The organism is Halomonas sp. TA22 (assembly GCF_013009075.1).
In the GTDB taxonomy this organism is placed as follows: Bacteria; Pseudomonadota; Gammaproteobacteria; order Pseudomonadales; family Halomonadaceae; genus TA22.
The window spans coordinates 1,498,600-1,524,519 of sequence record NZ_CP053108.1; the positions used below are offsets into that span (position 1 = coordinate 1,498,600).

Genomic DNA, 25,920 nt, shown 5'->3' on the forward strand with positions numbered 1-25,920 from the left:
GCCGGGCTGTCACTCGTCTTCGCCGGCTGCTCCGCCATTGCCATTGCCGCCGCCACCGATCTCCTGCACGGCAGGGTCGTTGAGATAGCGGAAGAAGTGGCTGGTCGGCTCCAGTACCAGCATGTTGCCTTCGCCTGCGAAGCTGTCGCGATAGGCATTCAGGCTACGATAGAAGGTGAAGAACTCCTGGTCCTGCTCGTAAGCCGCAGAGAAGATCGACGCCGCTTCGGCATCCCCCTCACCACGCAGTGTCTCGGCACGCTCGGTGGCCTGGGCCAGCAGTACCTGGCGCCGCCGGTCGGCGTTGGCACGAATACGCTCGGCCTCCTCCTGACCCTGGGCACGCCATTCGCGCGCTTCGCGCTCACGCTCGGAACGCATCCGATCGTAGACCGCGGCCGAGACGTCCTGGGGCAGGTCGATACGCTTGACACGAATGTCGAGAATCGAGACCCCGAGCTCCTCGCGCATCAGCGCATCGAGTTCCTGGGTCGGACGAATCATCAAGTCGTCGCGGCGCTCGGCGATGATCTGCTGCAAGTCGAGGCGACCGAACTCGTTACGCAGACTCTCGTCGACACGTGGCTGGATCAGGCGGATCGCCATCATCTCGTCGCCAGCGGTCGCCTCGTAGTAGCGAGTCGGATTGATCACCTGCCACTTGACGAAGGAGTCGACGATCACCGCCTTCTGCTCCAGCGTCAGGTAACGGCTGGTATCGGTATCCAGCGTCAGCACCCGGGTGTCGAAATTGCGGACCGTCTGGGTGATGGGAACCTTGAAGTGAAGTCCCGGCTGAATGTTCTCCTCAATGACCTCACCGAAGCGCAACTTCACGGCGCGCTCGGTCTCATCGACGATATAGAGAGCGTTGCTGGCCAACCACGCAGCGGCCGCCAGTCCGCCCACGATCATCAAGGCACGATTATTGATCATTGACGGCCCTCCCTGCTGATACCGCTGTTGCTGGTGCTGCCTTGTTGCTGCTGCTGAGTCCGCAGGCGCTCGATCACTTGCGGGTCGACACGCTCGCCGCCATCGTTGGCGCCCTGGTTACCTGACTGGTTGCGGTTACCGCCCCGCAGCTGGTCAAGCGGCAGGTACATCAGCGGACTGCTGTCGCTGACATCGATCAGCACCTTGTTGGTCTGACCGAACACTTCGCTAACGGCATCGAGGTAGAGGCGCTCGCGCATGGTATCGGGCGAATTGCGATACTCGCCAAGCAGCGAGACAAAGCGGTTGGCCTGACCCTGGGCCTCGGCGACAACCGATTCACGATACCCCTGGCCCTGCTCGATCAGACGCTGAGCCTGACCTTGCGCTGCCGGAATGATCGCGTTGGCGTAAGCCATACCCTCGTTGATGGTCCGCTGACGATCCTCGCGAGCGCGAATCACGTCATCGAAGGCATCGATCACCGGTGCCGGCGCAGAGGTCGACTCGATGTTGATCGTCTGCAGGCGGATGCCCGTGCCGTAGCTGTCCAGGTAGGACTGCAGGCGACTGGCCACGGAGCTGCCGAGGATTTCACGACCAGAGGTCAGGATCTCGATCATCTCGGTGCCACCAACGACGTGGCGCAGGGCCGAATCCAGGGCATTCTCGATGGAGACTTCCGGGGTACGGACGTTGAGCACGAAGTCGCGCGGATTCGACACCTGATACTGGGCCGAGATTTCCACTTCGACGATGTTCTCGTCGCGGGTCAGCATCGACTGAGTCTGCGTGAGAGAGCGCACGCGCGTCACGTTGACCATGCGTACATCATCGATCAACGGCGGATTCCAGTGCAGGCCCGGCGTGACCACCTCTTGGAACTCGCCAAAGCGCAACACCACCCCACGCTCGGACTGATCCACCAGATAGAAGCCAGAGGCAGCCCAGATAGCCAGTGCCACCACGACCAGCAGACCAGGAAGTGCGAAGGTATTACGCCCGCTGCCCCCACCCCCGGGCTTGTCACCATCGCCGCCCCGCTTGCCGCGGCCACCGCCGCCCAGCATGCCGTTGAGCTTGTTTTGAAATTTCTTCAGCGCTTCGTCCAGGTCGGGCGGACCCTGGTTATTGCCACCGTTACCGCCACCGTTACCGCCACCACGGCGACCACCACCACTCCAAGGGTCGTGCTGGTTGCCACCACCAGGCTCGTTCCAAGCCATACGTTCTCTCCACTATGCGTTAAATCATTCATGCGCGATCGGCGTAAACTTCTCGCCGATCGGCGCAACAGCATCGGTTGCGATAAGACTTGCCGCTACTGCAGTTCTTGTGTCGTTCGGACGGATACGGCCACCCTTCCGCCACCGTCTATCACTCTTCCCATACCGGGCGGCTGCGCTTCTCGGCGGGTAAATAGGCCTCGGCATCCTCGCCTAGATGAGCCATCAGCTGCATGAAGTCACGCCGTGGCAGGCGTACCTCCAGCAGCGTATGGCCCTGCTCATCGAAGGATTCGCTACGTACCGCGTCCCGCTCATGCAGCGCCGCCCGCAGCCGGCCCTGCTCCGGCGTCAATGTCAGCTGCAATGACAGCACGTCGTCCGAGAGGCGTTCGGATAATGCCTGTGCGAGCAGGTCGAGCCCCAATCCCTTCTGCGCGGACAGCCAGACCGTCTCGGGATTGCCCCCACCGTCACGTTCGATGCGAGGAGCGCTATCCAGCAGATCGATCTTGTTCATGACCTGCAGGCTCGGCACCTGGTCGGCACCGATCTCCTTCAGGACCCGCTGCACCTGTTCGACGTTGAGCTCACGATCCGGATCGGCAGCATCGATCACATGCACCAGCAGACTGGCCTCGGCGGCCTCCTGCAGCGTGGCCCGGAACGCCTCCACCAGCTTGTGAGGGAGGTGGCGGATGAAACCGACGGTATCGGCCAACACGACCGGACCGACATCGTTGACCTCCAAACGCCTGAGCGTGGGGTCCAGCGTGGCGAACAACTGATCGGCCGCATAGACCGAGGCGTCAGTTACCGCATTGAACAGTGTCGATTTGCCAGCGTTGGTATAGCCTACCAGCGAGACACTGGGAATCTCGGCTCGCGCCCTGGCGCGGCGATTCTGCTCACGCTGGCTACGCACCTTGTCGAGACGTTTGTGGATCGACTTTATGCGCACCCGCAGCAGGCGACGGTCGGTTTCAAGCTGTGTCTCACCTGGCCCGCGCAGGCCAATACCGCCCTTCTGGCGCTCGAGGTGGGTCCAGCCGCGAACCAGGCGCGTGGACATGTACTCAAGCTGGGCGAGCTCGACCTGCAGCTTGCCTTCATGCGTTCGGGCACGTTGGGCAAAGATATCAAGAATTAGCCCGGTACGGTCAAGCACCCGGCATTTGAGCGCCCGCTCAAGGTTTCGCTCCTGCGAAGGTTTGAGCGAGTGATTGAAAATCACCAGCTCGGCATGATGAATGGATAACAATTCCTTGAGTTCATCGAGCTTACCGGTGCCGATGAAGGTACGGGAATCAGGCCGATGCCGGCTACCCGTCAGCAGGGTAGCCGGTTCAGCGCCGGCGGAGCGAACCAATTCGAGAAACTCCCCCGAATCTTCACGCTCCTGTTCGTCCTGAAAATCGACATGGACGAGAATCGCCGTTTCACCGGCGTCGGGACGTTCAAAAAACAATCATTACCTCACAAATCGCTGTCTTGTGCCGCGGCGGGATCTTGGGCAGGCAAACGCACGTTACGCGACGGTACTACAGTCGAGATGGCGTGTTTGTACACCATTTGGCTAACGGTGTTGCGCAGCAGGATGACAAACTGATCGAATGACTCGATCTGCCCCTGCAGTTTGATGCCGTTAACCAGAAATATGGATACCGGAATGCGCTCCTTGCGCAGAATATTCAGGTACGGGTCTTGAAGTGATTGACCTTTGGACATTTCGTTCTCCCTAAACTGTCTCTTCGATTAACACTTTATTTATTAACACCGGCTAATGACAGCCGGCGCAGGGGTGAATCTACGGCCTGAAACGGGGCCAATCCAGTCAGCCATCTTACGCTAAGCGGTACTTTGGCGCACGATTTTCAGCAGCTTGCCGAGACATTCGTCGTCTTGACTGTCGAGCCAATGCAAGTCGGGCCAACTGCGCAACCAGGTCAATTGACGCTTGGCCAACTGGCGTGTCGCCACGACGCCCTTATCGCGCATCCAGACGCGATCGTGACCCGCCTCCAGTCCTTCCCACACCTGGCGATAGCCGACGCTTTTCATCGCTGGCAGCCCCAGATGCAGGTCGCCACGCAAGCGCAGCCGTTCCACTTCGTCGATGAAGCCCCCCTCGAGCATGCTGTCGAAGCGCCTTGCGATTCGCGCATGCAACCAGCCGCGCTCGACGGGAGCGAGTCCTATCGACAACGTCCGCCATGGGAAGGTTTCACTACGCTGCTCACGCCACAGTTCACTCATCGGCCGACCGCTGATCCGAAACACCTCCAGCGCCCGCATCAAGCGCTGCGGATCGTTTGGGTGAATGCGCTCGGCAGATTCGGGATCGACTTGCCGCAAGTTATGGTGAAGCGCCGCCAGACCCGCCGTTGCGGCGAGTTTCTCGAGCTCGGCGCGCACTTCGGCGTCCGCTTCCGGCAGCGTCGCCACTCCCTCGAGCAGACGCTTGTAGTACATCATGGTACCGCCCACCAGCAGCGGCACCCCCCCAGCTGCGGTGATTTGCCGCATCTCGTGCAGCGCATCCTGGCGAAACTCTGCCGCCGAATAGGGTTCGGCAGGATCGCGGATATCGATCAGCCGATGCGGCGCTCGGGCACGCTCCGCCGCACTGGGCTTGGCGGTGCCGACGTCCATGCCGCGATAGATCATGGCCGAGTCGACGCTGATCAGCTCACAACCCAGCACTTCATGCAGGACGATCGCCAGATCGGTCTTTCCCGCAGCGGTGGGGCCCATCAGCAGAATCGCCAAGGGTCGGTCATCGTTTTGCTGTGCTGCACCCATGACGGACTCACTGTCCACGCAGGAAGAGCTTATCGAGATCGCGCATGGACAACTGCTTCCAGGTCGGTCGGCCATGATTACACTGACCGCTACGCTCGGTGCGCTCCATGTCGCGCAACAGCGCGTTCATCTCGGCGATGGTGAGGCGTCGGTTTGCTCTCACGCTGCCATGACAGGCCATGGTCGAGAGCAGTTCATTGATATGTGCCTCGAGACGATCCGAGCGTCCGTAACGCTCCAGGTCGGCGAGCATGCCACGCACCAGTGGTTCGACATCGGCCTCCACGAGCAGTGTCGGCACCTGGCGCACCAGCAAAGTTTCCGGCCCGGCCACGTCGAGCTCCACACCAAGCCTGGCGAATGCCTCGCGCTCCGCCTCGGCGGTGGCGACCTCGGCGGCACTCACAGAAAGCGATACCGGCACCAGCAGCGGCTGCGCCTCAAGCCGCTCGGCACCATGTACCTGCGCCTTCATCCGCTCGTAGGTGATGCGCTCGTGGGCGGCATGCATGTCGACGATCACCAGCCCGTGTGCGGTCTGCGAGAGGATATAGACCCCATGCAGCTGGGCAATGGCGTAGCCCAGCGGCGGCGCCTGGGTGGTATCCTCATCGGCCAATGCCCACCCCGCCACAGCACGCTCCTCAACCCTACTTGGTAAATACGCGGCACTTGCCTCGGTTGACCGCAACTGAGGCGTCAGCAGTCGCTCTTCATGCTCGGGATGCAGCGCATGGTAGCCGGCCATGAACTGGCGTACACGGTTGATATCAGGTCGGGAATCGCCACTCTCGCGATCCGACCGGAACGCCATGGGCTGCTGTTGCCAGCGAGAGCCTGCTGATGACAGCGCCGGCTCGGCGTCGAGCAGTTCGGATGCCTTTGCCGGCTCTGCAGAATGGTTATTGGGGCGAGCCTCACCGAGGGCGCGGTGCAGGCTTGAGAAGAGGAAGTCATGCACCAGGCGGCCATCGCGAAAACGCACTTCATGCTTGGTCGGATGGACATTGACGTCGACCACGCTGGGGTCGAGCTCCAGGTAGAGTACAAAGACCGGGTGGCGGCCATGAAACACCACATCACGATAGGCCTGGCGGATCGCGTGCGCCACCAGCCGGTCGCGGACCACTCGACCATTGACGAAGAAATACTGCTGGTCTGCCTGGGCGCGCACATGGGTGGGCATGCCCACCCAACCCCATAGGCGCAGGCCGCCGGTTTCGAGGTCGAGATGCAGGGCATTGTCGAGAAACTTGCTCCCCAGCAACGCAGCGATACGCCGCTCCCGCGCTTCGCCGTCCTCGGCGGGGCGCAGTTGGTGCACGGGCTTCTGGTTGTGGCGCAGGGCCAGGCCGATATCGAAGCGTGACAGTGCCAGGCGCCGAAAGGACTCCTCGACATGGCTGAATTCAGTCTTCTCGGTACGCAGGAACTTGCGCCGCGCCGGCGTATTGAAGAACAGGTCGCGCACGCAGACCGTGGTGCCCCGGGGATGGGGTGCCGGACTGACCCGCGGCTCCATCTGCCGCCCCTCGGCCACCACGCGCCAGCCTTGGCGCGGATCCTCCTCGATATTGGAGGTGAGTTCCAGGCGCGACACGGAGCTGATCGAGGCGAGTGCCTCGCCGCGAAAGCCAAGACTCGCCACTCCCTCGAGGTCATCCAGCGAGGCGATCTTGCTGGTGGCATGACGTGACAGTGCCAGGCCGAGATCCTCCTCGGCGATGCCCGAGCCATCGTCACGGACGCGGATCAACCGCGCCCCGCCTGCCTCCAGTTCCAGCTCGATGCGTCGACTGCCGGCATCGATGGCGTTCTCGACCAGCTCCTTGACCACCGAGGCCGGCCGCTCGACCACCTCACCGGCGGCAATCTGGTTGGCCAGTCGCGGATTGAGGATCTGGATACGTCGCGTCTGTGTCATGACATCTCGTCGTTCGGCGGCTCAGGAGCGTGGAATCTGCAGTACCTGCCCGACCCTGATCACATCGCCATTGATTTCGTTGGCCTGCTTGAGACTCGACAGCGGCACCTGATGACGAGCGGCAATTTCCGACAGCGTGTCGCCCGGCTGAATGCGGTATTCGTTGCTGCCACCGCCGCGATTGCTGTCGCGCTGCCAGGCCAGGAGACTGGCCGGGGGAGGATTACGCCTAAAATGATCCTGGAGCCCGCCGAAGATTGCGTCGGCAAGCTTCTGCTGGTGCCCCGGATCGCGCAGGCGTCGCTCCTCGTCGGGATTGGAAATGAAGCCGGTTTCGATCAGCAATGAGGGAATATCCGGCGACTTGAGTACCATGAAGCCGGCCTGTTCGACCCGTGACTTGTGCAAGCGATTGACCCGGCCCAACTGGTCAAGCACCTGGCCTCCGATCGCCAGCGAGTCGTTGAGCGTCGCCGTCATGGTCAGGTCAAGGAGTACGCCACGCAGCACCTCGTCCTTGTCGCGCAGCGATAGGCTGCCATCCACACCACCGATCAGGTCGGCACTGTTCTCGCTCTCGGCCAGCCACTGGGCCGTTTCGGAGGTCGCGCCACGCTGCGACAGTGCATAGACCGAACTGCCGTTGGGCCGGGCACTGTCGAAGGCATCGGCATGAATGGAGACGAAGAAGTCGGCTTTCTGCTCACGAGCGATCTTGGTGCGCTGACGCAGCCCCACGTAGTAGTCGCCATCGCGGATCATCACCGCCTTGAATCCCTCGGCACCATCGACCAGGCGCTGCAGCCGCCGGGAGATGTCCATTACCACATCCTTCTCGCGCGTCCCACTAGGCCCGATGGCACCTGGATCCTCCCCGCCGTGCCCCGGATCGATGGCAATGATGATGTCGCGCCTGGGGTGAGGCTGGGCCTGCTGAAGGGCAGCCGCCGCCTGCTCCTCGACCCGCTGCTGCGGAGAGGCTTCGGCACGTGCGCGCTCTGCCGCCATCTCCTGATCGCGGATCATCGCCTCGATGGGGTCGATTGGGTCCTGCACCGCGCTCTCCCCAGGATACTCAAGATCCACCACCAGTCGGTGGCCGTACTGCTCATTGGGTGCCAGGATGAAATGACGCGGCTCGACCTGGCGCTTCAGGTCGAGCACTACACGCAGGCCAGAGCCATCGCGCACCCCGGTGCGCAGCGCGCTGATGGCGCTTCCCTCGAGATTGATGCCAGCGGGGTCGGCCTGCATGCCCATGTCGTCGAGGTCGATCACCAACCGATCAGGGCTGTCCAGCGTGAAAACGGAAGCGCTCGCGGCCGACGATAGATCGAATACCAGGCGCGAGTGATCCGGCGCGGCCCACAACCGAATATTCTCCACCTGGGCGGCATAGGCGGCGGGCATGAGCGAGAGTAGCGTCAGCAGCGCAACGAAAAGCGGGCGCCGGCCAAGGCGCGTGACCCTGCCATTATCGGCCACCCACCCCGGCAGCCAGCGGCAACACATGCGATACATAAGGGTCATCGTCTATCTACACATCCATTGATATCGTGTTTGACGAGGTAGTTGTTGGAAGCTCGGTACCGATTATCCATCCTTGAGCGACAATAGCGAAGCAAGCACGCTCAACACACGCTCGCCCTCGTCACTCGTCGCCTCAAGCATCGCTTCACGGCCTTGCGCAATCACCTGCAGGCGGACGCGGATATCGGGCGTGGGCAACCACCCTTCGCCCCTGCTGGGCCACTCCACCAGGCATAGGCTGTCGGCATCGAACAGATCCCGCGCACCGATGAACTCGAGCTCTTCGGGATCGCCAAGACGATAGAGATCGAAATGGTTGACCCGCCACTCACCCAGCTCATAAGGTTCGACCAGCGTGTAGGTAGGGCTCTTTACCGCGCCTTGATAGCCATAGGCGCGCAGCACACCTCGCGTGAGCGTCGTCTTGCCGGCGCCCAGCTCGCCCTCCAGGAAGACATGTCCACGCCCCTCAAGGGCACGTCCCAGCGCTTCACCGAATTCGACCTGTCTTGCTTCATCACGCAGTATCGCTTGCATCGTCTGTCCGCGGGTTCGCCAGTCGTCGCGCATAGGATGCCAGATCGCTGGCCAGCAAACCACGCTCCCCCCCCGCTTCGGCGGCAAGATCGGCAGCCCGTGCATGCAGTATCACGCCCGCCCTCGCCGCAGTTTCCAACGCCACGCCCTGAGCCAGTAGGGCAGCGAGCATGCCACTCAGCGCATCGCCCATTCCGCCGCTGGCCATGCCCGGATTGCCATAGGGACAGACACCCACGCCAGTGGGGCCTGCCACCAGCGTTCCCGCCCCCTTGAGCACGATCGCGCCTCCACGCTGCGCCTGCAGGACCTGCACTGCGCCAAGCCGATCGATCTGTATCTCATCAGTGGCCATCGACAACAGCCGCCCCGCTTCTCCAGGATGCGGCGTCAATATCCAATCATCACGTTTGAGTGCCGGCCATCGTGAGGCCAGCAGGTTGAGCCCATCAGCATCGATGACCAGGGGCTTGGCCACGCGCAGTGACTGCTTCAGCATGACATGCCCCCATTCGCCCTGCCCCAGTCCGGGCCCCACGACAATGATATCGGCCGCGTCGAGCAGAGCTTCGATATCCGTATCGGCATCGACCGCATGCACCATGATTTCCGGACAGCGCACCAGGCAGGCCATGACATGCTCGCGCGCCGTGGCCAGACTGACCTTGCCCGCACCCAGCCGCGCGGCGGCTTCGCCAGCCAGCAGAGCCGCTCCTCCGAAGCCCGGCGCGCCGCCAATTACCAGTACATGGCCCTGATCGCCCTTGTGGCTGTCGCGCGGACGCGGTGGCAGGCAGGAGGCGATCAGGCGCTGATCCAGGAGTTCGGCTGCCGGCGCCAGGTCGTCATGTTGTGTGGCCTCGACCCCAAGCGTTGCAAGGCAATGCTCGCCGACATGAGCGGAAGCAGCACCGGTATGCAGTCCCAGCTTGTCGGCGATGAAGGTGATGGTCACCTCAGCACGCACTGCCACGCCAAGCGCGGCACCGCTGTCCGCCGAGAGTCCCGAGGGGATGTCGAGCGCGAACACCGGCAAGCCGCTGGCATTGACCGTCTCGATCGCTTCGCTAAACGGGCTGCGCACTATGCCGGCAAGCCCGGTGCCCAGCAGGGCATCGACGATCAGCCCACCACCGAAGGCCTGTCCGGACCGCCACGTCCGGATCGTCACATCCGCCTGCTTGGCCATGCCGACCGCCAGAGCGGCATCGCCCGTCAACGCATCGGCATCGCGCAGGGCGATCAGCTCGACCTCCAGCCCATCGCAGGCCGCCAGTGCCGCCAGCACATAGCCATCGCCGGCATTGTTACCGGCACCACACAGCACGCTGATACTGCTCGTATCGGGCCAGCGCGAACGCATTGCCTGGTAGGCGGCCATCGCCGCACGCTGCATCAATGCAAAGCCCGAGACGCCAGCGGCAATGGTTCGACGATCAAGCTCGCGAACCTGAGCGGCTAGATAGAGCGATCGTGTCTCCTCCTTCTCCATCGGCATCTCCTGATATGACGTCGCTCCGCTAAACTTGTAGGATAGCCGGCTGAAAGGCGATGCCCCCTCCTCCACTTCCCTACTGTTTCCTTGATCATGCCATCTTCCGCCGTACGGCTAGACCTTGCCAGCCTCGCTGCCGATATCAAGACTTGGGGCCGTGAACTCGGCTTTCAGCAGGTTGGTATCGCCGATTGCGACCTCGAAGTGCATGAGCGCTATCTCGAGCGCTGGCTAGCGGCAGGCCATCATGGCGAAATGACCTTCATGGAGAAGCACGGCACCAAGCGCACACGACCCTCCGAGTTGGTGCCAGGCACCCTGCGCATAATCAGCGCACGCATGGACTACCTACCCCCAGAAGTGGAGACCACCAAGGTACTGGGCCAGCCAGGCAGGGCCTATGTGTCGCGCTATGCGTTGGGTCGCGACTATCACAAGCTGATCCGCAAGCGGCTGGCGCAGCTTGCCAGTCGTATCGAGGCGGCGGTAGGCCCGTTCGGCTACCGCGCCTTCGTCGATTCGGCGCCAGTCATGGAGCGTGCACTGGCACAGAAGGCAGGGCTCGGCTGGTTCGGCAAGAACGCCATGCTGCTCAACCCCAAGGCCGGTTCGCTGTTCTTCCTGGGCGAGCTCTATACCGACTTGCCGCTGCCGATCGACCCCCCCTTCGAAAGCGAGCACTGCGGCAAGTGCTCGGCCTGCCGCACCGCCTGCCCTACCGGAGCGATCGTCGATGACAAGGTGATCGACTCGCGCCGTTGCATCTCCTATCTCACCATCGAGCTACACGGTGCGATTCCCGAGAAATATCGTGAAGCAATGGGTAACCGCGTCTATGGCTGCGATGACTGCCAGTTGGTATGCCCCTTTACCCGCTTTACACGGATCAGCGAAGAGGATGACTTCGCGGCGCGCCATGATCTCGATCGCGTCACGCTGGTCAGCCTGTTCGCCTGGAGCGAACGAGAGTTCCTGGTCAAGACGGAGGGCAGCGCCATTCGCCGGATCGGCTACGAGCGTTGGCTACGCAACCTGGCGGTGGGGTTGGGCAACGCCCCTTGGAGTCAAGCGGTGGAAGGCGCGCTCAAGGCGCGCCTGGCCTACCCCTCGGATCTGGTGCGCGAGCATGTGCGCTGGGCACTGGCTCGCCAGACGGAGAAACGAGAAGGCTTGATCGTCAGCAGTTGAGGGAACGATACCCGTCAAGCATCTACTCGTCGACCGCGTCCGGCGCTAAGCGCAAGAAGGTGTTGCGGTAGTGGGCGAGCTCCGCCAAGGATTCGCGGATATCGTCCAGCGCCTGGTGAGTGTTGCGCTTCTCGAAACCAGTCAGGGCCGCGGGATTCCAGCGCTTGGCCAGCTCCTTTAGCGTCGAGACGTCGAGATTGCGATAGTGGAAGAAATCGAGCAGTTGTGGCATCTCGCGCTCCATGAAGCGTCGGTCCTGGTGCACGCTGTTGCCGCACATGGGCGAGGTACCGGGCATCACGTAGGCCGAGAGGAATTCGAGCGTTTGACGCTGCGCCTCGAACGTATCGATACGGCTATTCTTGACCCGCTCGATCAGCCCCGATTCGCCATGGGTCTTCTGATTCCATGCATCCATTCCTTCGAGCTGACTGGCATTCTGGTGAATCGCCAAGACCGGCCCTTCAGCGATCAGGTTGAGGTCACTGTCGGTGATCAGCGTCGCCACTTCGATGATCTTCTCCCGCTCCGGATCCAGGCCGGTCATCTCCAGATCGATCCAGACCAGCAAGTCATCACGCACCGCCTGGGACTGTGGGATTTGAGTCATTCTATCCTCCTTGGTTAGCGGCATTATTCACGGCACGACGGAATCTGTAAATTGGCAACGGCTGAGACTGCGCTTCTTTGAGCAAGGCTTGGCAAGGAGGCGAGGCCATAATGATCCGACTAGAAAAACAATGATGAATCGACTAAAAAACACAACCACGACACCATAATAAAAGCGAAGCTCGTCATCATAATTTACTAAATTCAAAAAACACCAGCCAAGGAGTGCGTCATATACACATGCCCAGCTTGAACAAGGCGCCCTTACAACTTATAAATTCAGATTGATTCAGCATTAAAACTGCCTCCCCGTTGATAATGGTTCAACTGTCACAATTACCATGGAGCATATCGTCAACATTCACGTTTCTTCTCCGTAGATGAGCTGCAAAAGGCATTGTGCCGAAGCCGTTACGCCTAGAATACGGACCCGCTTTATTTAAAAGCCAATGGAAGAGCTGACAATGCAAGAGAGCCTGGTTGACGCTCCTAGAGTAAGTGTCTTGATGACGGCCTATAATGCCTCACGCTTTATCGCCGAGGCGCTTGACGACCTGCTCGCACAAACGTTCACGGATTTCGAACTGTTGATCGTCGATGATGGGAGCACGGATGACACGCTGTCGATCTTGCATACTTACGCATCACGCGACCCGCGAGTCATCGTTATCGCAAGCGAGAAGAACATAGGGCGCCCCGCCGCCTCCAACCTGGGCCTCGAGCAGTGCCGCGCACCGCTCATTGCACGTGCCGATGCCGATGACCGCTATCCAGCGGATCGACTGGAACGCCAAGTGCGTTTTTTCGACGAGCATCCGGAGATCGGTATTCTCTCGGGAGCTGCCGATCAGATCGACGAGGAGGGAAAGTTCTGGAACCGCCTCCACTTCCCTGGTAAGGATGGCCAGATACGCATGCGCGAACTTTTCATCACCTCCTTCACGCATCCTGGCTCCATGTTTAGAACCGAGCTGATACGCGCCGTCGGTGGCTATGATGTGACCTATTACACCAGTGCGGATGCAGATTTGTGGGCACGCATGAGGCCTCTTACCCGCTCGGCAAATTTGGACGTTCCCCTCGTCTACTATCGCAAGCATAGCGCCGCTTCCATGTTCAAGCGCGATGCCAAGCAACTGGCGCGCTCGCTCGGAATACGCAAGCGGCTGCTGAGCGACTACCTGCAGCGCGAGGTGTCGCTTGAAGAGGCCGGCGCCATGCAGATGACTTTCCGTGAGCGACCAGTACCGCCGGCGACTCAGGAGCAACTCGAGGCGGGCATGCGAGGCCTGCGAGAAGTCCTGCGTCAGGCCGAGACGCGTGAGAGTGCAGACACGGTTCGCTACTTCAAGGATGAGGTGGGTAAGGCCCTGATGCAGCATGCCAGCTTCAACAATGACATCTCTTATTCATTGCGCTGGAAACTGTTGAAAGAGGCGTATCGATGGGCGCCTGCCGTGGCCTCCTCCTGGGTAACCGCCAAGCTCAAGAGAATACCTGCCAAGATAGCGCTTCGTGCAAAACGTGGAAGGAGCCATACCGCAACTCGATGAGCACGGCTGATGCGATAAACGCTGCCGCCACTCAACGTGGGCATGCTCACTGCGCGCAAACCGAACGCTTCGCGACAGCGGCAGCGGCGCTGCGTACAATAGGCGCATCGTACATAGCCTTGGGCACGCATGAGCAAACGTAAGCTATCGCGACAGCAACGCTGGCGCGTCGAAAAGATCCAGGCCGAGCGGACACAACGCGCCGAACGGCGTGACTCGCAGGATAGCGACAAGCTGGAGGCGGGCGAATACGGCCCGGAACAACCAGGCCGGGTGATCGCCCACTTCGGCCGTACACTCGACGTCAGGCCGCCCGGCGCCTCCGCCAGCCATCGCTGCCATCTTCGCGCCAATCTCGAGAGCCTGGTGACCGGGGATCGGGTGATCTGGCGTCAGGCTAACGATGACAGTGGCGTGGTGGTCGCCCGCGTCGAGCGCGACAATGTCCTCGAGCGCCCCGATGCCCGCGGCCTGCTCAAGCCCGTGGCCGCCAACATTGGTCAGATCTTGATCGTCTTTGCCGCCGAGCCCGAACCACACCCCAACCTGATTGACCGCTATCTGGTCGCTGCCGAGGCGACCGGCATTGCTCCTGCACTGATACTCAACAAGATCGACCTACTGCCCGAGCGGGGTGGCGAACTGCGGCAACTGCTCGAGCGCTACGAAGCGCTGGGCTATCCCGTGATCAACGCCTCCACCAAGCGTGACGATGGCCTTGATGCGCTGCACGCTCACTTGACCGGTCGAACCTCGGTCTTCGTCGGGCAGAGCGGCGTGGGCAAGTCGTCGCTGATCGACCGCCTGCTGCCCGACGACACCCTGCGCATCGGGGCACTCTCCGAGGACTCGCGCAAGGGCACCCATACCACCACCACTGCCCGGCTCTATGCCCTGCCCGCAGGGGGCGAGCTGATCGATTCGCCCGGCATTCGCGAATTCGGCCTTATCCACCTCGACGAACAGCAGGTGACCGAGAACTTCATCGAATTTCGCGACCATCTCGGTCGCTGCCGCTTCCGCGACTGCCGTCACCGCCAGGAGCCTGGCTGCGCCCTGCTTGCCGCCGTGAAGCGCGGCGACATCCACCCCGCGCGCTTCGACAGCTATCGGCGCATCGTCGACAGCCTCGAAAGCGACGGGCGCTAGCTCGCAGGCATCGCCAAGGCTGTGTCATCATTGCATGACCTGTACGCCTCGCTGACCGCAAGGAGTCCCCAATGAGTGTCGAAGCCAGTTCCGAAGCCAACCTGTTGCCTCTAATCATCGAGCCCGAGCAACTCCACGCGCACCTCGACGATCCCACGCTGCTGGTGATCGATGTGCCGCTCAAGCCGGAGAGCTACAACGAAGGGCACGTGCCCGGTGCGGTTTTCCTCGATCATCAGCGTTTGATGCGGGGCAGTGGAGACGTGCCCAACGAGGTGCCCGATGTCGACGCGCTCTCCGCACTGTTCTCATCGCTGGGGCTCACTCGCGATCGCCATGTCGTTGCCTATGACGACGAAGGAGGCGGTTGGGCCGGGCGCCTGCTGTGGACACTCGAGCTGATCGGCCATGAGCGCTTCTCCTATCTCAATGGCGGCATCCATGCCTGGCGCGATGCGGGCCTTGAAACCTCCCGAGAGACGCATGAGCCCAAGCCCAGCACCTATCGGGCCGAGATTCTCAAGCCTCAGGTTAGCATCGGGCACGAGGAGATCATGGCACGCCTCGACGAGAGAGGCTTCGCCATCTGGGATGCCCGTTCCCCCGGTGAATACGCCGGCGAAAAGGGGCAGAACAAGCACCTGGGGCATATTCCCAGCGCGGTCAACATGGAGTGGACCGAGGCCATGGACCGCGAGCGCTCACTGCGCATCCGCGATTATGCCGAGCTGATCACCGAGCTCCAGGCGATGGGACTGACACCTGACATGGAAGTCGTCACCCACTGCCAAAGCCATCACCGCAGCGGCTTTACCTGGCTGGTGGCCAAGGCGCTGGGCTTCGAGAAGATTCGCGCCTACCCCGGCTCTTGGAAGGAGTGGGGCAACCGCGACGATACACCGATTGAACGTTAACCTAGAACACATGCCGATGGATCAACCAACGTGACCCGCGACAAGCTCTTCGCCTCGATTCAGTACCCCCTGCCCCACCACCTGATCTCACGCCTGGTGGGCAAGGTGGCCGAGTGCCGTATTCCCTGGGTGAAGAATCTCTTCATCCAGACGTTCATACGCCGTTTCGACGTCGACATGAGCCAGGCCGTGGAGCCCGATCCCACCGCCTATCCTAACTTCAATGCCTTCTTCACCCGGGCACTGGTGGAGGGTGCACGCTCCATCGGCAGTGGCGTGGTCAACTCCACCGATGGCCAGCTTTCGCAGTATGGGCGTATCCATCACGACACCCTGGTACAGGCCAAGGGCCAGCTCTACTCGCTGACCAACCTGCTCGGCGGCGACCCCAAGCGGGCCGATCCCTTCCGCCAGGGCAGTTTCGCCACCGTCTACCTCTCGCCTCGGGATTATCACCGCGTGCACATGCCGCTGACCGGTACGCTGCGGGAGATGGTCTACGTGCCGGGGCGAATCTTCTCGGTCAATCAGGCGACCGCCAAGCATGTGCCGGGCCTGTTCAACCGCAACGAACGCCTGGTATGCATCTTCGATACCGAATTCGGCCCCATGGCAATGGTGCTGGTGGGAGCAATGATCGTCGCCGGCATCGAGACCGTGTGGGGCGGGCAGGTCACGCCGCTATCGCGCAATGTACAGCGCATCCGCTTCGATGCCCCCATCGTCCTCGAGAAGGGCGCCGAAATGGGACTGTTCCGCCTCGGCTCCACGGTGGTCACCTGCTTCAGCCGCGAGGTCGACTTCGACGATCTGCCACTCGACAGCATGGTCTCGATGGGGCGACGCCTCGGTCAGATTTCCCCGATCCAGGTCGAGGCATGACTAGCGCTCCCTGCGCAACCGCCGGATATCCTCAGGCCCGAGCCTCTCGGCCGCAGGATTGCCAAAGCGCTCGACCAGATAATTGGTCAGATCGGCCATCTGCTCGTCATCCAGCTCATCGGCATAGCCCGGCATGGTGACCCGCCCCTGGTTGGTGTGACGCTCGACCCCGTCGAGCAACACCCGCACCAGGTTGGTCAGGTCCGCCGAGCCCACCACGCTGCTATGGAACAGTGAAGGGTCGCCGCGGCGCGACCCTTCGCCGCGGTCACCGTGGCAATGGGCGCAAGTGACCAGATAGCGTCTGGCCGCCTGCCCCTCTGGCGTCTCGACGAACGCGGGATCGTCCATGCGGTCGATGTCATCGGCGGGTTCGCCCTGACCGAAGCGGCTGGGCTCCGGCGCACTCACCGCCGGTACGCTCCTGAGATAGGTGGCCATGGCGTAGAGATCGGCCTCGTCGAGATGGCGCAGGCTGTGGCCAACCACTTCGCCCATCGGGCCGGCAGCGTGGGCCTTGCCGGGCGCCGCGCCATCGCGCAGGTAGGCCACTATCTCGTCGTCGCTCCAGCCGCCGATGCCATGCTCGACATCCGAGGTGATGTTGAAGGCATGCCAGCCACCCACTGTTTCACCGCTCAGGAAGCCGCTCTCACCCGCCTTGTAGCCCTTCTCCTGATAGGCCATGCCACGCGGCGTATGGCAGGCTCCGCAATGGCCCAACCCCTCGACGAGATAGGCGCCACGGTTCCATTCGTCGCTGCGTTCGGGATCGGGCGTGAATCCCGCCTCATCGGGTGCAAAGAGCCAGCTCCAGACCCTCAATGGCCAGCGCATGCTCAACGGCCAGGGAATGTCGGGCGCGCGGTTATGCTGATGGACCGGCTCGACGCCATGCAGGAAATAGACATACAACGCCTGCATGTCCTCGTCGGTGATCCGCGCATAGGCAGGATAGGGCATTGCCGGATACATGGTGTGGCCCTCCGGCGTGACTCCCTCGCGCATCGCCCGGGTGAACTGCGCAAGCGAATAGTCGCCGATGCCGGTCTCGGGATCCGGCGTGATGTTGGTCGAGTAGATCGTGCCGACCGGCGTCTTCATGGCCCGCCCACCGGCGGACATTCTCTCCTCGTCGGCGGTATGGCAGGCCACGCAGTTGCCGGCGCGCGCCAGGTATTCGCCCTTCTCGATCAAGGCGTCTTGACTGAGCTGCTGCGCATGGGTGATCTGGCTGACAAGGGAAAGGCCCAGTGCCATGCCGAGTGGAGCTATCGAAAGGAGGCGTTCATGTATCGCCATCATGGTTCCTGCAGCGGTGATCGATTAGCGTTTCAGCACACCGGGGTCGCAAACGCCATCACCTGCGCCACGCTGTGCTTGCCCAGCGCCAGTTGTATCAAGCGATCAACGCCCAGCGCTATACCGCACCCCTGCGGCATACCCGCGCACAGGGCCGCCACCAGCTGCCTGTCGGCATCGACAAGCGGCTTGCCGGCGCGCTCGCGTTCGGCATTGTCGGCGGCGAAACGCGCGGCCTGTTCGTCGCCATCGGTCAGCTCATCGTAGCCGTTGGCCAGCTCAAGTCCGCTCACGTAGACCTCGAAGCGAGAGGCGACCCACTCGCCATCCTCCGGATCACGATGGCGCCGCGCCAGCGCCGCCTGGCTGGCAGGATAGTCGGTCACCACGTCGATACCCTGCCGGCCGAGGGTCGGCTCGATGGCCAGGCTCATCAGCAGATCGAGGCAGCCGTCACGGTCGCTCTCGCCCATGTTCAAGCCACCCCGCTCGCCAGCCAGCCGGCGCAACTCGTCAAGCGAGGTGGAGAAGGGATCGACGTGCAACTGCTCGCGAAACAGCTCGCGATAGCGGTTCAGCCGACGCGGGCCAGCCTGGGGCAGTAAGAGACGAATCAGCGCCTCGGTCTCGTCAATCAGCTCATCGAGGGTAAAGCCCGGCCGATACCACTCGAGCATGGTGAACTCGATGTTGTGACGGCTTCCCACCTCGCCGTTGCGAAAGCTTCGCGCCAGCTGAAAGATCGGTCCGCTGCCCGCCGCCAGCAACCGCTTCATGTGGAATTCAGGAGAGGTCTGCAGCCAGAGGCGTTCACGCCCCGCCGGCGTGGTCGCGATCGACGACAGCGAATCGAGATGCACGTCGGTGCTGCCGCCACGGCCCAGCACCGGTGTTTCCACTTCGAGCACATCGCGCTCGGTGAAGAAGCCTCGAATCTCGGCCAGCAGGCGGGCACGCGCACGCAGCGTCTCGATGGTAGCGGAGGGGTGCCAGTCGCTCATAGTCACCTCGGCAAACGACAACGCCGAGCACGAGGCTCGGCGTAGAGGGAGATAGTGGTGCGATTATGCGCGGCTGACGTACTCGCCGGAGCGCGTATCGACCTTCAACACTTCGCCCTGGTTGATGAACAGCGGGACACGTACCACCGCACCGGACGAGAGCGTGGCCGGCTTGGAGCCGCCCTGGGCGGTATCGCCCTTGAGGCCCGGGTCGGTCTCGACCACTTCAAGCTCGATGAAGTTGGGCGGCGTCACGCTGATCGCCTTGTCGTTCCACAGTGTCACGGTATAGGGCACCTGCTCCTTGAGCCACTTCTCGGTGTCGCCCAGCGCCTTTCTCTCCACCGCGTACTGCTCGAAGGAGCCATCGGTCTTCATGAAGTGCCACATGTCGCCATCGGTGTAGAGATACTCCATGTCGAGGTCCACCACGTCGGCACCCTCCAGCGACTCGCCGGATTTGAAGGTACGCTCCCAGACCCGGCCGGTGATCAGGTTGCGCAGCCTGACGCGGTTGAAGGCCTGGCCCTTGCCCGGCTTGACGAATTCGTTCTCCACAATCGAGCAGGGGTCGCCGTCGAGCATGACCTTCAGACCGCCCTTGAATTCGTTGGTAGAATAGTTCGCCATGATTCCTCACTGTGGTACTGATGCGGACCGGTCGCCGGATCGCGCAAATGAAAATTCCACGAAGGTCAGCCCTTCGCCTTCCAATGGTATGAGCGCATGATAACCCGAAGCCCCGTCAAAGTGCAGAGAGCAAGCGACACCTTGCCGATCAGGTTGCCGACGGCCGAGAGCGCCTGGCAGCGCCAGCTGGCGGGAGTCGTACGCGACCCTGCCGAACTCTGCCGGCGCCTGGCACTCGATCCGGGCTGGCTGAGCGGGGCCATGCAGGGTCACGCGCTGTTTGAGGTACGCGTTCCCGAGGCGTATCTGTCGCGCATCCGCCCGGGGGATCCTGACGACCCGCTGCTACGTCAGGTACTGCCGCTGGCTTCGGAAAGGCACGCCGCCCCCGGATTTGTCGACGACCCCCTGGCCGAACGCGACCATACCCCCCGGCGCGGCCTGATCCACAAGTATCACGGGCGGGTGCTGCTGATCGCTAGCCCCACCTGCGCAATCAACTGCCGCTACTGCTTCCGGCGTCACTTCCCCTACGCCGATAACGCCCCGTCACGGGCACAGTGGGAGGCGACACTTGACTACCTGCGTGAAGACGCCAGCATCCGGGAAGTCATTCTCTCCGGCGGCGACCCGCTGGCCGCCAGTGATCGCCAGCTCGCCTGGCTGGTGGCGCAGCTCGATGCCATCCCCCATCTCTCGCGGCTGCGCATCCACACGCGCCTGCCGGTGGTGATTCCGGACCGGGTCGACGGTGCTCTGCTCGACTGGCTCAGCGCAACGCGTCTGCAAAAGGTCGTGGTACTGCATATCAACCATGCCAACGAGATCGACGCAGCCGTGATCGAAGCCTGCACGAGACTCAAGGCGGCAGGGGTGGCGCTGCTCAATCAGAGCGTGCTGCTGCGCGGCGTCAACGATACCGTCCCGGCGCTCGAAACGCTCTCCGAGCGCCTCTTCGAGGCGGGCATCCTGCCCTACTACCTGCACGTGCTCGATGCGGTACGCGGCGCCGCCCATTTCGACGTGCCAGACGACGAGGCCCGCGAACTGGTCGCGGGCCTGCGTCGGGTGCTGCCGGGATTTCTGGTGCCGCGCCTGGTACGCGAAATACCCGGCGCGCCCAGCAAGACACCCTTATAGACGCTGCGAGGCCTACTTGGCCTCGGCAAGGCTCTCGGCGGTGACGTTGGGGGCCGGCGCCTGGCTCGAGAGGTACCGGTTGATGGCGCTGATCACCGCCTTCATCGAAGCGCTGGTGATGCTCTCGTCGATACCGACACCGAACACCGCCTTACCGTCAAGGCGCACCTCCACGTAGGCGATCGCCTCGGCATCGGCGCCCTGTCCACGTGAGTGCTCATGGTAGTCGATGATCTCGGCATCCACGCCATGCGCCACCAGCGCCTTGATGAATGCCGCCAGCGGGCCGTTGCCCTCGCCGCCGATGCTCTCGCGGCGACCTGCCTTGTCGATCGCCGCCTCGATGCGCACCCGCGCGCTGTCGGCTTCCGAGGAGAGCCGGTGGTTGATCAGCGCATAGGGGGTGGTGCGCGCCAGGTACTCGTCGGAGAAGGCCTGGAAGATCATCTGCGAAGTGATCTCCTTGCCCGTGCGCTCCGCCACCTCCTGGACCACCTGGCTGAACTCGATTGAGAGCCGGCGCGGCAGCTCGATGCCATGCTCGCTCTCCAGCAGGTAGGAGACGCCACCCTTGCCGGACTGGCTATTGACGCGGATCACCGCCTCGTAGCTGCGCCCCACGTCAAGCGGGTCGATGGGCAGGTAGGGAACCTCCCAGGCCGCATCGGGATTCTGTCGACGTTCGGCCATGCCCTTCTTGATGGCATCCTGGTGCGAGCCGGAGAAGGCAGTGAAGACCAGATCGCCGACATAGGGGTGGCGCGGATGCACCGGCAGCTGATTACAGTGCTCCACCTCGCGCATGATCGGGGTGATGTTGGAGAAATCGAGGGCGGGGTGCACGCCCTGGGTATAGAGGTTCATGGCCAGGGTGACGATATCCACATTGCCGGTGCGCTCGCCGTTGCCGAACAGCGTACCCTCGACGCGGTCGGCGCCCGCCATCACCGAGAGTTCCGCCGCGGCCACGCCGGTGCCGCGATCATTGTGCGGATGTACGCTGACGATCAGGCGGTCGCGATTCTTGACGTGGAGGCAGAACCACTCGATCTGGTCGGCGTAGTTGTTGGGCGTGGCGACTTCCACCGTGGCTGGCAGGTTGACGATCATCGGCTTCTCCGATGTGGGGCCGAAGGTCTCCATCACCGCCTCGACGATCTCCACCGCGAACTCCATCTCGGTAGAGGTGAACAGCTCCGGCGAATACTGGAAGGTCCAGTCGGTGCCGGGATTCTGCTCCATCAACTGCTTGATCTGCACGGTGGCATCGCAGGCGATCTTGATGCACTCGGGCTTGTCGACGTTGAACACCACCCGACGGAACATCGGATCGGTGGCATTATAGACGTGGACGATGGCGCGCTTGACCCCCTTGAGCGCCTCGAAGGTTCGCTCGATCAGGTGCGGTCGTGCCTGGGTCAGCACCTGGATGGTCACGTCGTCGGGAATCAGGTCGTTGTCGATCAGCTCGCGGACATAGTCGAAGTCGATCTGCGACGCCGAGGGGAAGCCCACCTCGATCTCCTTGAAGCCGATCTCGACGAGCATTTCAAAGAAGCGTCGCTTGCGCTCCATGTCCATCGGATCGATCAATGACTGATTGCCGTCGCGCAGATCGACGCTGCACCAGATCGGTGGCGATTCGATGCGTCTCGACGGCCACTGACGATCGGGCAGATCGACGGCGACGAAGGGGCGGTACTTGATGGCGGGATCGGTGAGCATCATGGCGTTATCTCCGGCTGGGCGCTTGGGTCATGCGGATACGAGAACGCCCCGGCTGCACGAGGCAGGCCGGGGCGTCGAAAATTCGTGGGTGACGAGTACGGTTACAGCGCACATCGGTACGGCTTTTACCGACGGCAGTGTCATCAGGGATGGCAATGACATCAGGAGTGACAGCGGGCTTGAACGTAGCGCAACGCGTGGAATATGACATTTCTCGACCTCGGCTTAGCTTGACTCAACAATGCGATGCGCAGTACATCGCCCGGCACGATCAGCGATCGGCTAGTAGTCGTAGGGCTAGGCGTAGGGTGAGAAATGTCGTTTTCATAGCAACAGAAAATCAGTCCGAGAGGGGTTTGTCAAGTCCTGGCGATGCAGAGCACGCTCCGTCGCCCGGCATTTCGCCCCTTCGCCACAGCACCACCAGGCCAGGCGGCGCCGCGGTTTCATTGATCTCGATGCTCCAGCATTCACCCCCGGCTGCCTCTGCCGCGCCGCTCTCATCGACCTGCAGACGAAAGATGCGCTGGTCAGGTGCATTACCGGGGACATGCGATACATCGCGAGCCGCCTCCTCGAGTAGCCGTTGCAGCCAACGCCGCTGTTCTTCGCTGCATTCAGCGCATACGATATGCCGCGCCTTGGCGAGTCCGGGAAAGTGGGCGACCCCGCCTTCGCGACTCAGCGACAGCCTGCTGGCACGGGTCAGTCTCGGGACCTGAGTCATGACAGCACCCCCACCTCACGCCAGCACTGCTCCACCGCCCGTCGCTCGGGGCTCGTCAGGCCGAAGATACGTGCCGCATGATCGACCGTGAGCTGGGCGAAGTTGGCAAAGTCGCTGTCGGCAGCCAGGCGAGGATCGAGCAGTGTCGCGTACCACACCCTGCCCGCCCGCTCCCAGGCGGGACCGCCCAGTGTCACTGCGGCGAGGTGAAAGGCCCGATTGGGAATGCCGGAATTGATGTGCACGCCGCCGTTGTCGGCCTGGGTGACGACGAAGTCGCGCATATGCCCCGGTTGCGGATCGCGACCCAGTATCGGGTCATCATAGGCCCTACCGGGTGCAGCCATCGAGCGCAGCGCCTCGCCCGCGACCTGTTCGGTGAACAGCCCCCGGCCGATCAGCCAGTCGGCCTGGTCGGCGCTCTCGCCTCGCTGATGCTGCTTGACCAGGCTGCCGAACACGTCCGACAGCGACTCGTTGAGCGCTCCCGCCTGCCCAGCATAGACCAGCGCCGCCTCGCGTTCGATCACGCCATGACTCAGCTCGTGGGCAATGATATCCACCGCGATGGTGAAGCGGTTGAACAGCTCCCCGTCGCCGTCGCCGAAGACCATCTGGGTGCCATCCCAGAAGGCGTTCTCGTAATCCTGTCCATAATGGACCGTGGCCAGCAGTGCCATACCCTTGTCATCGATGGAGTGGCGACGATGGACGCGCCAGAAGTAGTCGTAGGTGGCCCCCAGACCCTCGTACGCCTCGTCCACTGCCGGATCGTTGCTGCTGGCCTCGCCCTCGCGCCTGACCAGGCGTCCGGGAAGCTGCTGTCGGTGCTCGGCGGAGTGGACATAGCGCGCAATCTCTCCGCGCTGGGGATTGGCCTCCGGCGCCACCGCACCACCCGCCCGAGCCCGGAACTGGCGGTCGGCCAGCAACGTGTGCCGGGCGCTTTCGCTTAGCCTGGGGCTGCCGTTGGCGGCAAGGTTCTCGAGCAGGTAAGGCGGCAGGAAGCGCCGGATCGAGTGCGTCATGGCCATGTCCCCTCCCGGGATCGCTATGTCATGGCTTGAGTATGGCTCATCCCGGCGCTACGGTCGGCGAGTTCAGCGCTCGCGACGCTCGAGCATCGCCTCCATCCTGCCAAGCTGCTCGCGCAGCGCGCGAACATCGTCGCGCAGGCCGTTCATCTGCGCGGTGTCCCCCTCACCATTCTCCAGATCCATGATCGCGTTCTCCTTCTGCATCACGTCAAGCACGATACCGATCATCATGTTGAGGAAAATGAAGGCGTTGAGAAAGATGAAAGTCAGGAAGTAGATCCAGGCGTAGGGGTAGTGCTCCATGGTCGGATAAAGCACGGCGGTGGCCCAGCTCTCGAAGGTCGCTACCTGAAACAACGTCAGCATCGCCAGCGAGATATTGCCCCACAGCCGCTCGTCGACATCATGAAACAGGAAGCTGCCGATGGCGCCGTAGATGTAGAAGATGATGAACATCAACAGCGCCACGTAGCCCATCCGCGGAATCGACTTGAACAGCGCCGCCACCAGGACGCGCAGCTCGGGAATCATCGACACCAGGCGCAGCACACGGAAGATCCGCAGCAGGCGAGCCAGCAGCACCATCTCCGAGTCGTCCATGGGGATCAGACTGGCGGCGACGATCAGGAAGTCGAAGACGTTCCAGCCCTTCTTGAAGAAGTTGCGAAGCCGCTGTTCGGCGGCCATGCGAATCACGATCTCCACCAGGAAGAATACCGTCACCGCCATGTCGAAGATCCGCAGGACCTGCTCGAAACGCGTCACCTCGTCATAGGTACGCGCCCCGATCAGCAATGCCGATAGCACGATGATGGAGATGACGCAAAATTCGAATATCTTGTTGGCGCGCAGGCGCTCGAAGCGGGCCTGCCAGCTGTTGAAGGGTTCTGCCATGGAGAAGATCCGCAAGTGACGACATGATAAATTGAAACGACCCGACTTCATCTTGCACCGCCCGTCCTACGACGCGGGACCGGCGCAACCGGAAGCGAGGCGATCTTATCATGACCTCAATGCCACCGAGGAGCGCAACGCAGCGACATGCTGAGCCATGCCCCTATTGTCTATCGATGCAACAGTGAAGGAGTCGTCGTGAAGCGGATTATCGTCGCACTGTGCCTGATGGCGCCCACCAGCGTGACCTCCACGCTGCTGATGGCCGACACCTCAACCAGTCCGCAGGCGGAGACGCTCTATGTTGAGTGTCATATGACATCCCAACCTAGCCGACCGCTGGCGAGCTTCTACCGCCAGCCGCCGGGGGCCAACATACGCGAACGCTATCTGAGCGACATCCTGATGGCGGACCTGGCCGGCTGGATCACGCCACCGCCTCGCACCTGGGTCATCTCGCCACGGATGAACACCATCAGCTCGCCGGAGGATATCCATTTCGGCATCGACAACGCCACCATCGCCGAGGCGGGCATTCATGGCTACAGCCGTGAGGGGGCCAGGTTCTTCCTAAACCGCATCACCGGCGAGATGCACTACACGACCTATCTGGACCAGGAGCAGCTCGCCGGCTGGCAAGCGCGACATGGCGCCACCCTGCCCCGCGAGAACGTCTGGACCTATCAGTGCGAGGCCGTGCGGCCGAGAATCTAGCC

Annotated in this window: 24 protein-coding genes; 7 read left to right on the plus strand and 17 right to left on the minus strand. The window is 62.4% G+C overall.

Features of this window, described 5'->3' with window-relative positions; all coding sequences use genetic code 11:
- Positions 1-9 precede the first annotated feature (9 nt).
- The 9 genes from hflC to HJD22_RS07030 all read right to left on the minus strand — a co-directional run bounded on the left by hflC (position 10) and on the right by HJD22_RS07030 (position 10,447).
- Positions 10-936 carry a protease modulator HflC gene (gene hflC / locus HJD22_RS06990; protein ID WP_208654998.1) on the minus strand — a complete coding sequence of 309 codons (927 nt, stop codon included), beginning with the start codon at positions 934-936 and terminating at the stop codon, positions 10-12.
- Entirely contained in the window at positions 933-2,162 is a 1,230-nt protein-coding gene (gene hflK, locus HJD22_RS06995) for an FtsH protease activity modulator HflK (protein WP_208654997.1), read from the minus strand. The genes hflC and hflK overlap by 4 nt, the downstream gene beginning before the upstream one ends.
- Positions 2,163-2,313: 151 nt before the next feature.
- Positions 2,314-3,630 carry a ribosome rescue GTPase HflX gene (hflX, locus tag HJD22_RS07000; protein ID WP_208654996.1) on the minus strand — a complete coding sequence of 439 codons (1,317 nt, stop codon included), beginning with the start codon at positions 3,628-3,630 and terminating at the stop codon, positions 2,314-2,316.
- A gap of 8 nt (positions 3,631-3,638) precedes the next feature.
- Positions 3,639-3,890: an RNA chaperone Hfq gene (gene hfq / locus HJD22_RS07005; RefSeq protein WP_208654995.1), complete on the minus strand. Its 252-nt coding sequence runs from the start codon at positions 3,888-3,890 to the stop codon at positions 3,639-3,641.
- A 120-nt stretch (positions 3,891-4,010) separates the two neighbouring features.
- Positions 4,011-4,964, minus strand: coding sequence for a tRNA (adenosine(37)-N6)-dimethylallyltransferase MiaA (miaA, locus tag HJD22_RS07010; RefSeq protein ID WP_208654994.1), 954 nt, complete (start codon positions 4,962-4,964; stop codon positions 4,011-4,013).
- Between the two features lie 7 nt (positions 4,965-4,971).
- Positions 4,972-6,888 (minus strand): DNA mismatch repair endonuclease MutL, encoded by a 1,917-nt coding sequence (gene mutL, locus HJD22_RS07015; RefSeq protein WP_208654993.1) that lies wholly within the window; start codon positions 6,886-6,888, stop codon positions 4,972-4,974.
- Positions 6,889-6,909: 21 nt separating this feature from the next.
- A complete protein-coding gene (locus HJD22_RS07020) occupies positions 6,910-8,298 on the minus strand; it encodes an N-acetylmuramoyl-L-alanine amidase (RefSeq protein ID WP_208656821.1) in 1,389 nt (462 codons plus the stop codon).
- Positions 8,299-8,481: 183 nt separating this feature from the next.
- Entirely contained in the window at positions 8,482-8,955 is a 474-nt protein-coding gene (gene tsaE, locus HJD22_RS07025) for a tRNA (adenosine(37)-N6)-threonylcarbamoyltransferase complex ATPase subunit type 1 TsaE (RefSeq protein ID WP_208654992.1), read from the minus strand.
- Positions 8,936-10,447 (minus strand): NAD(P)H-hydrate dehydratase, encoded by a 1,512-nt coding sequence (locus HJD22_RS07030; RefSeq protein ID WP_248730146.1) that lies wholly within the window; start codon positions 10,445-10,447, stop codon positions 8,936-8,938. Before HJD22_RS07030 ends, tsaE begins: the two co-directional genes overlap by 20 nt.
- 96 nt (positions 10,448-10,543) lie before the next feature.
- Here HJD22_RS07030 and queG point away from each other — a divergent pair, with 96 nt between their 5' ends.
- Positions 10,544-11,638, plus strand: a complete 1,095-nt coding sequence (queG, locus tag HJD22_RS07035) for a tRNA epoxyqueuosine(34) reductase QueG (protein ID WP_208654990.1) — start codon at positions 10,544-10,546, stop codon at positions 11,636-11,638.
- 22 nt (positions 11,639-11,660) lie between these two features.
- On the opposite strand, the gene orn is transcribed toward queG, so the two are convergent.
- Positions 11,661-12,248, minus strand: a complete 588-nt coding sequence (orn, locus tag HJD22_RS07040) for an oligoribonuclease (protein WP_208654989.1) — start codon at positions 12,246-12,248, stop codon at positions 11,661-11,663.
- Between the two features lie 463 nt (positions 12,249-12,711).
- On the opposite strand from orn, the gene HJD22_RS07045 reads away from it, so the two are divergent.
- From HJD22_RS07045 to asd, 4 genes are all read left to right on the plus strand, one after another.
- Positions 12,712-13,800, plus strand: a complete 1,089-nt coding sequence (locus tag HJD22_RS07045; protein ID WP_283101586.1) for a glycosyltransferase — start codon at positions 12,712-12,714, stop codon at positions 13,798-13,800.
- 129 nt (positions 13,801-13,929) lie between these two features.
- Positions 13,930-14,949, plus strand: coding sequence for a small ribosomal subunit biogenesis GTPase RsgA (rsgA, locus tag HJD22_RS07050; RefSeq protein WP_208654987.1), 1,020 nt, complete (start codon positions 13,930-13,932; stop codon positions 14,947-14,949).
- A gap of 71 nt (positions 14,950-15,020) precedes the next feature.
- On the plus strand, positions 15,021-15,863 hold the full coding sequence (locus HJD22_RS07055) for a sulfurtransferase (protein ID WP_208654986.1): 843 nt from the start codon (positions 15,021-15,023) through the stop codon (positions 15,861-15,863).
- A 30-nt stretch (positions 15,864-15,893) separates the two neighbouring features.
- Positions 15,894-16,745: an archaetidylserine decarboxylase gene (gene asd, locus HJD22_RS07060; protein ID WP_208654985.1), complete on the plus strand. Its 852-nt coding sequence runs from the start codon at positions 15,894-15,896 to the stop codon at positions 16,743-16,745.
- Here asd and HJD22_RS07065 read toward each other — a convergent pair whose 3' ends face one another.
- The 3 genes from HJD22_RS07065 to efp form a co-directional block, all read right to left on the minus strand.
- Positions 16,746-18,047 carry a cytochrome c gene (locus HJD22_RS07065; protein ID WP_217267822.1) on the minus strand — a complete coding sequence of 434 codons (1,302 nt, stop codon included), beginning with the start codon at positions 18,045-18,047 and terminating at the stop codon, positions 16,746-16,748. It lies immediately after the preceding gene.
- A gap of 32 nt (positions 18,048-18,079) precedes the next feature.
- The gene (gene epmA / locus HJD22_RS07070; protein ID WP_208654984.1) at positions 18,080-19,048 is read right to left on the minus strand and encodes an EF-P lysine aminoacylase EpmA; all 969 of its coding nucleotides are present in this window, start codon (positions 19,046-19,048) and stop codon (positions 18,080-18,082) included.
- Between the two features lie 63 nt (positions 19,049-19,111).
- Entirely contained in the window at positions 19,112-19,678 is a 567-nt protein-coding gene (efp, locus tag HJD22_RS07075) for an elongation factor P (protein WP_208654983.1), read from the minus strand.
- Positions 19,679-19,774: 96 nt separating this feature from the next.
- On the opposite strand from efp, the gene epmB reads away from it, so the two are divergent.
- A complete protein-coding gene (gene epmB / locus HJD22_RS07080; RefSeq protein WP_208654982.1) occupies positions 19,775-20,818 on the plus strand; it encodes an EF-P beta-lysylation protein EpmB in 1,044 nt (347 codons plus the stop codon).
- A 12-nt stretch (positions 20,819-20,830) separates the two neighbouring features.
- On the opposite strand, the gene leuA is transcribed toward epmB, so the two are convergent.
- The 4 genes from leuA to HJD22_RS07100 all read right to left on the minus strand — a co-directional run bounded on the left by leuA (position 20,831) and on the right by HJD22_RS07100 (position 25,204).
- Positions 20,831-22,546 (minus strand): 2-isopropylmalate synthase, encoded by a 1,716-nt coding sequence (gene leuA, locus HJD22_RS07085; protein ID WP_208654981.1) that lies wholly within the window; start codon positions 22,544-22,546, stop codon positions 20,831-20,833.
- 340 nt (positions 22,547-22,886) lie between these two features.
- Positions 22,887-23,273: a protealysin inhibitor emfourin gene (locus HJD22_RS07090; protein ID WP_208654980.1), complete on the minus strand. Its 387-nt coding sequence runs from the start codon at positions 23,271-23,273 to the stop codon at positions 22,887-22,889.
- Entirely contained in the window at positions 23,270-24,307 is a 1,038-nt protein-coding gene (locus tag HJD22_RS07095) for a M4 family metallopeptidase (protein WP_248730147.1), read from the minus strand. The genes HJD22_RS07090 and HJD22_RS07095 overlap by 4 nt, the downstream gene beginning before the upstream one ends.
- Positions 24,308-24,373: 66 nt before the next feature.
- Positions 24,374-25,204: an ion transporter gene (locus HJD22_RS07100; protein ID WP_208654979.1), complete on the minus strand. Its 831-nt coding sequence runs from the start codon at positions 25,202-25,204 to the stop codon at positions 24,374-24,376.
- A gap of 198 nt (positions 25,205-25,402) precedes the next feature.
- Here HJD22_RS07100 and HJD22_RS07105 point away from each other — a divergent pair, with 198 nt between their 5' ends.
- Positions 25,403-25,918 carry a hypothetical protein gene (locus HJD22_RS07105; RefSeq protein ID WP_208654978.1) on the plus strand — a complete coding sequence of 172 codons (516 nt, stop codon included), beginning with the start codon at positions 25,403-25,405 and terminating at the stop codon, positions 25,916-25,918.
- The last annotated feature ends 2 nt before the right edge of the window (positions 25,919-25,920 follow it).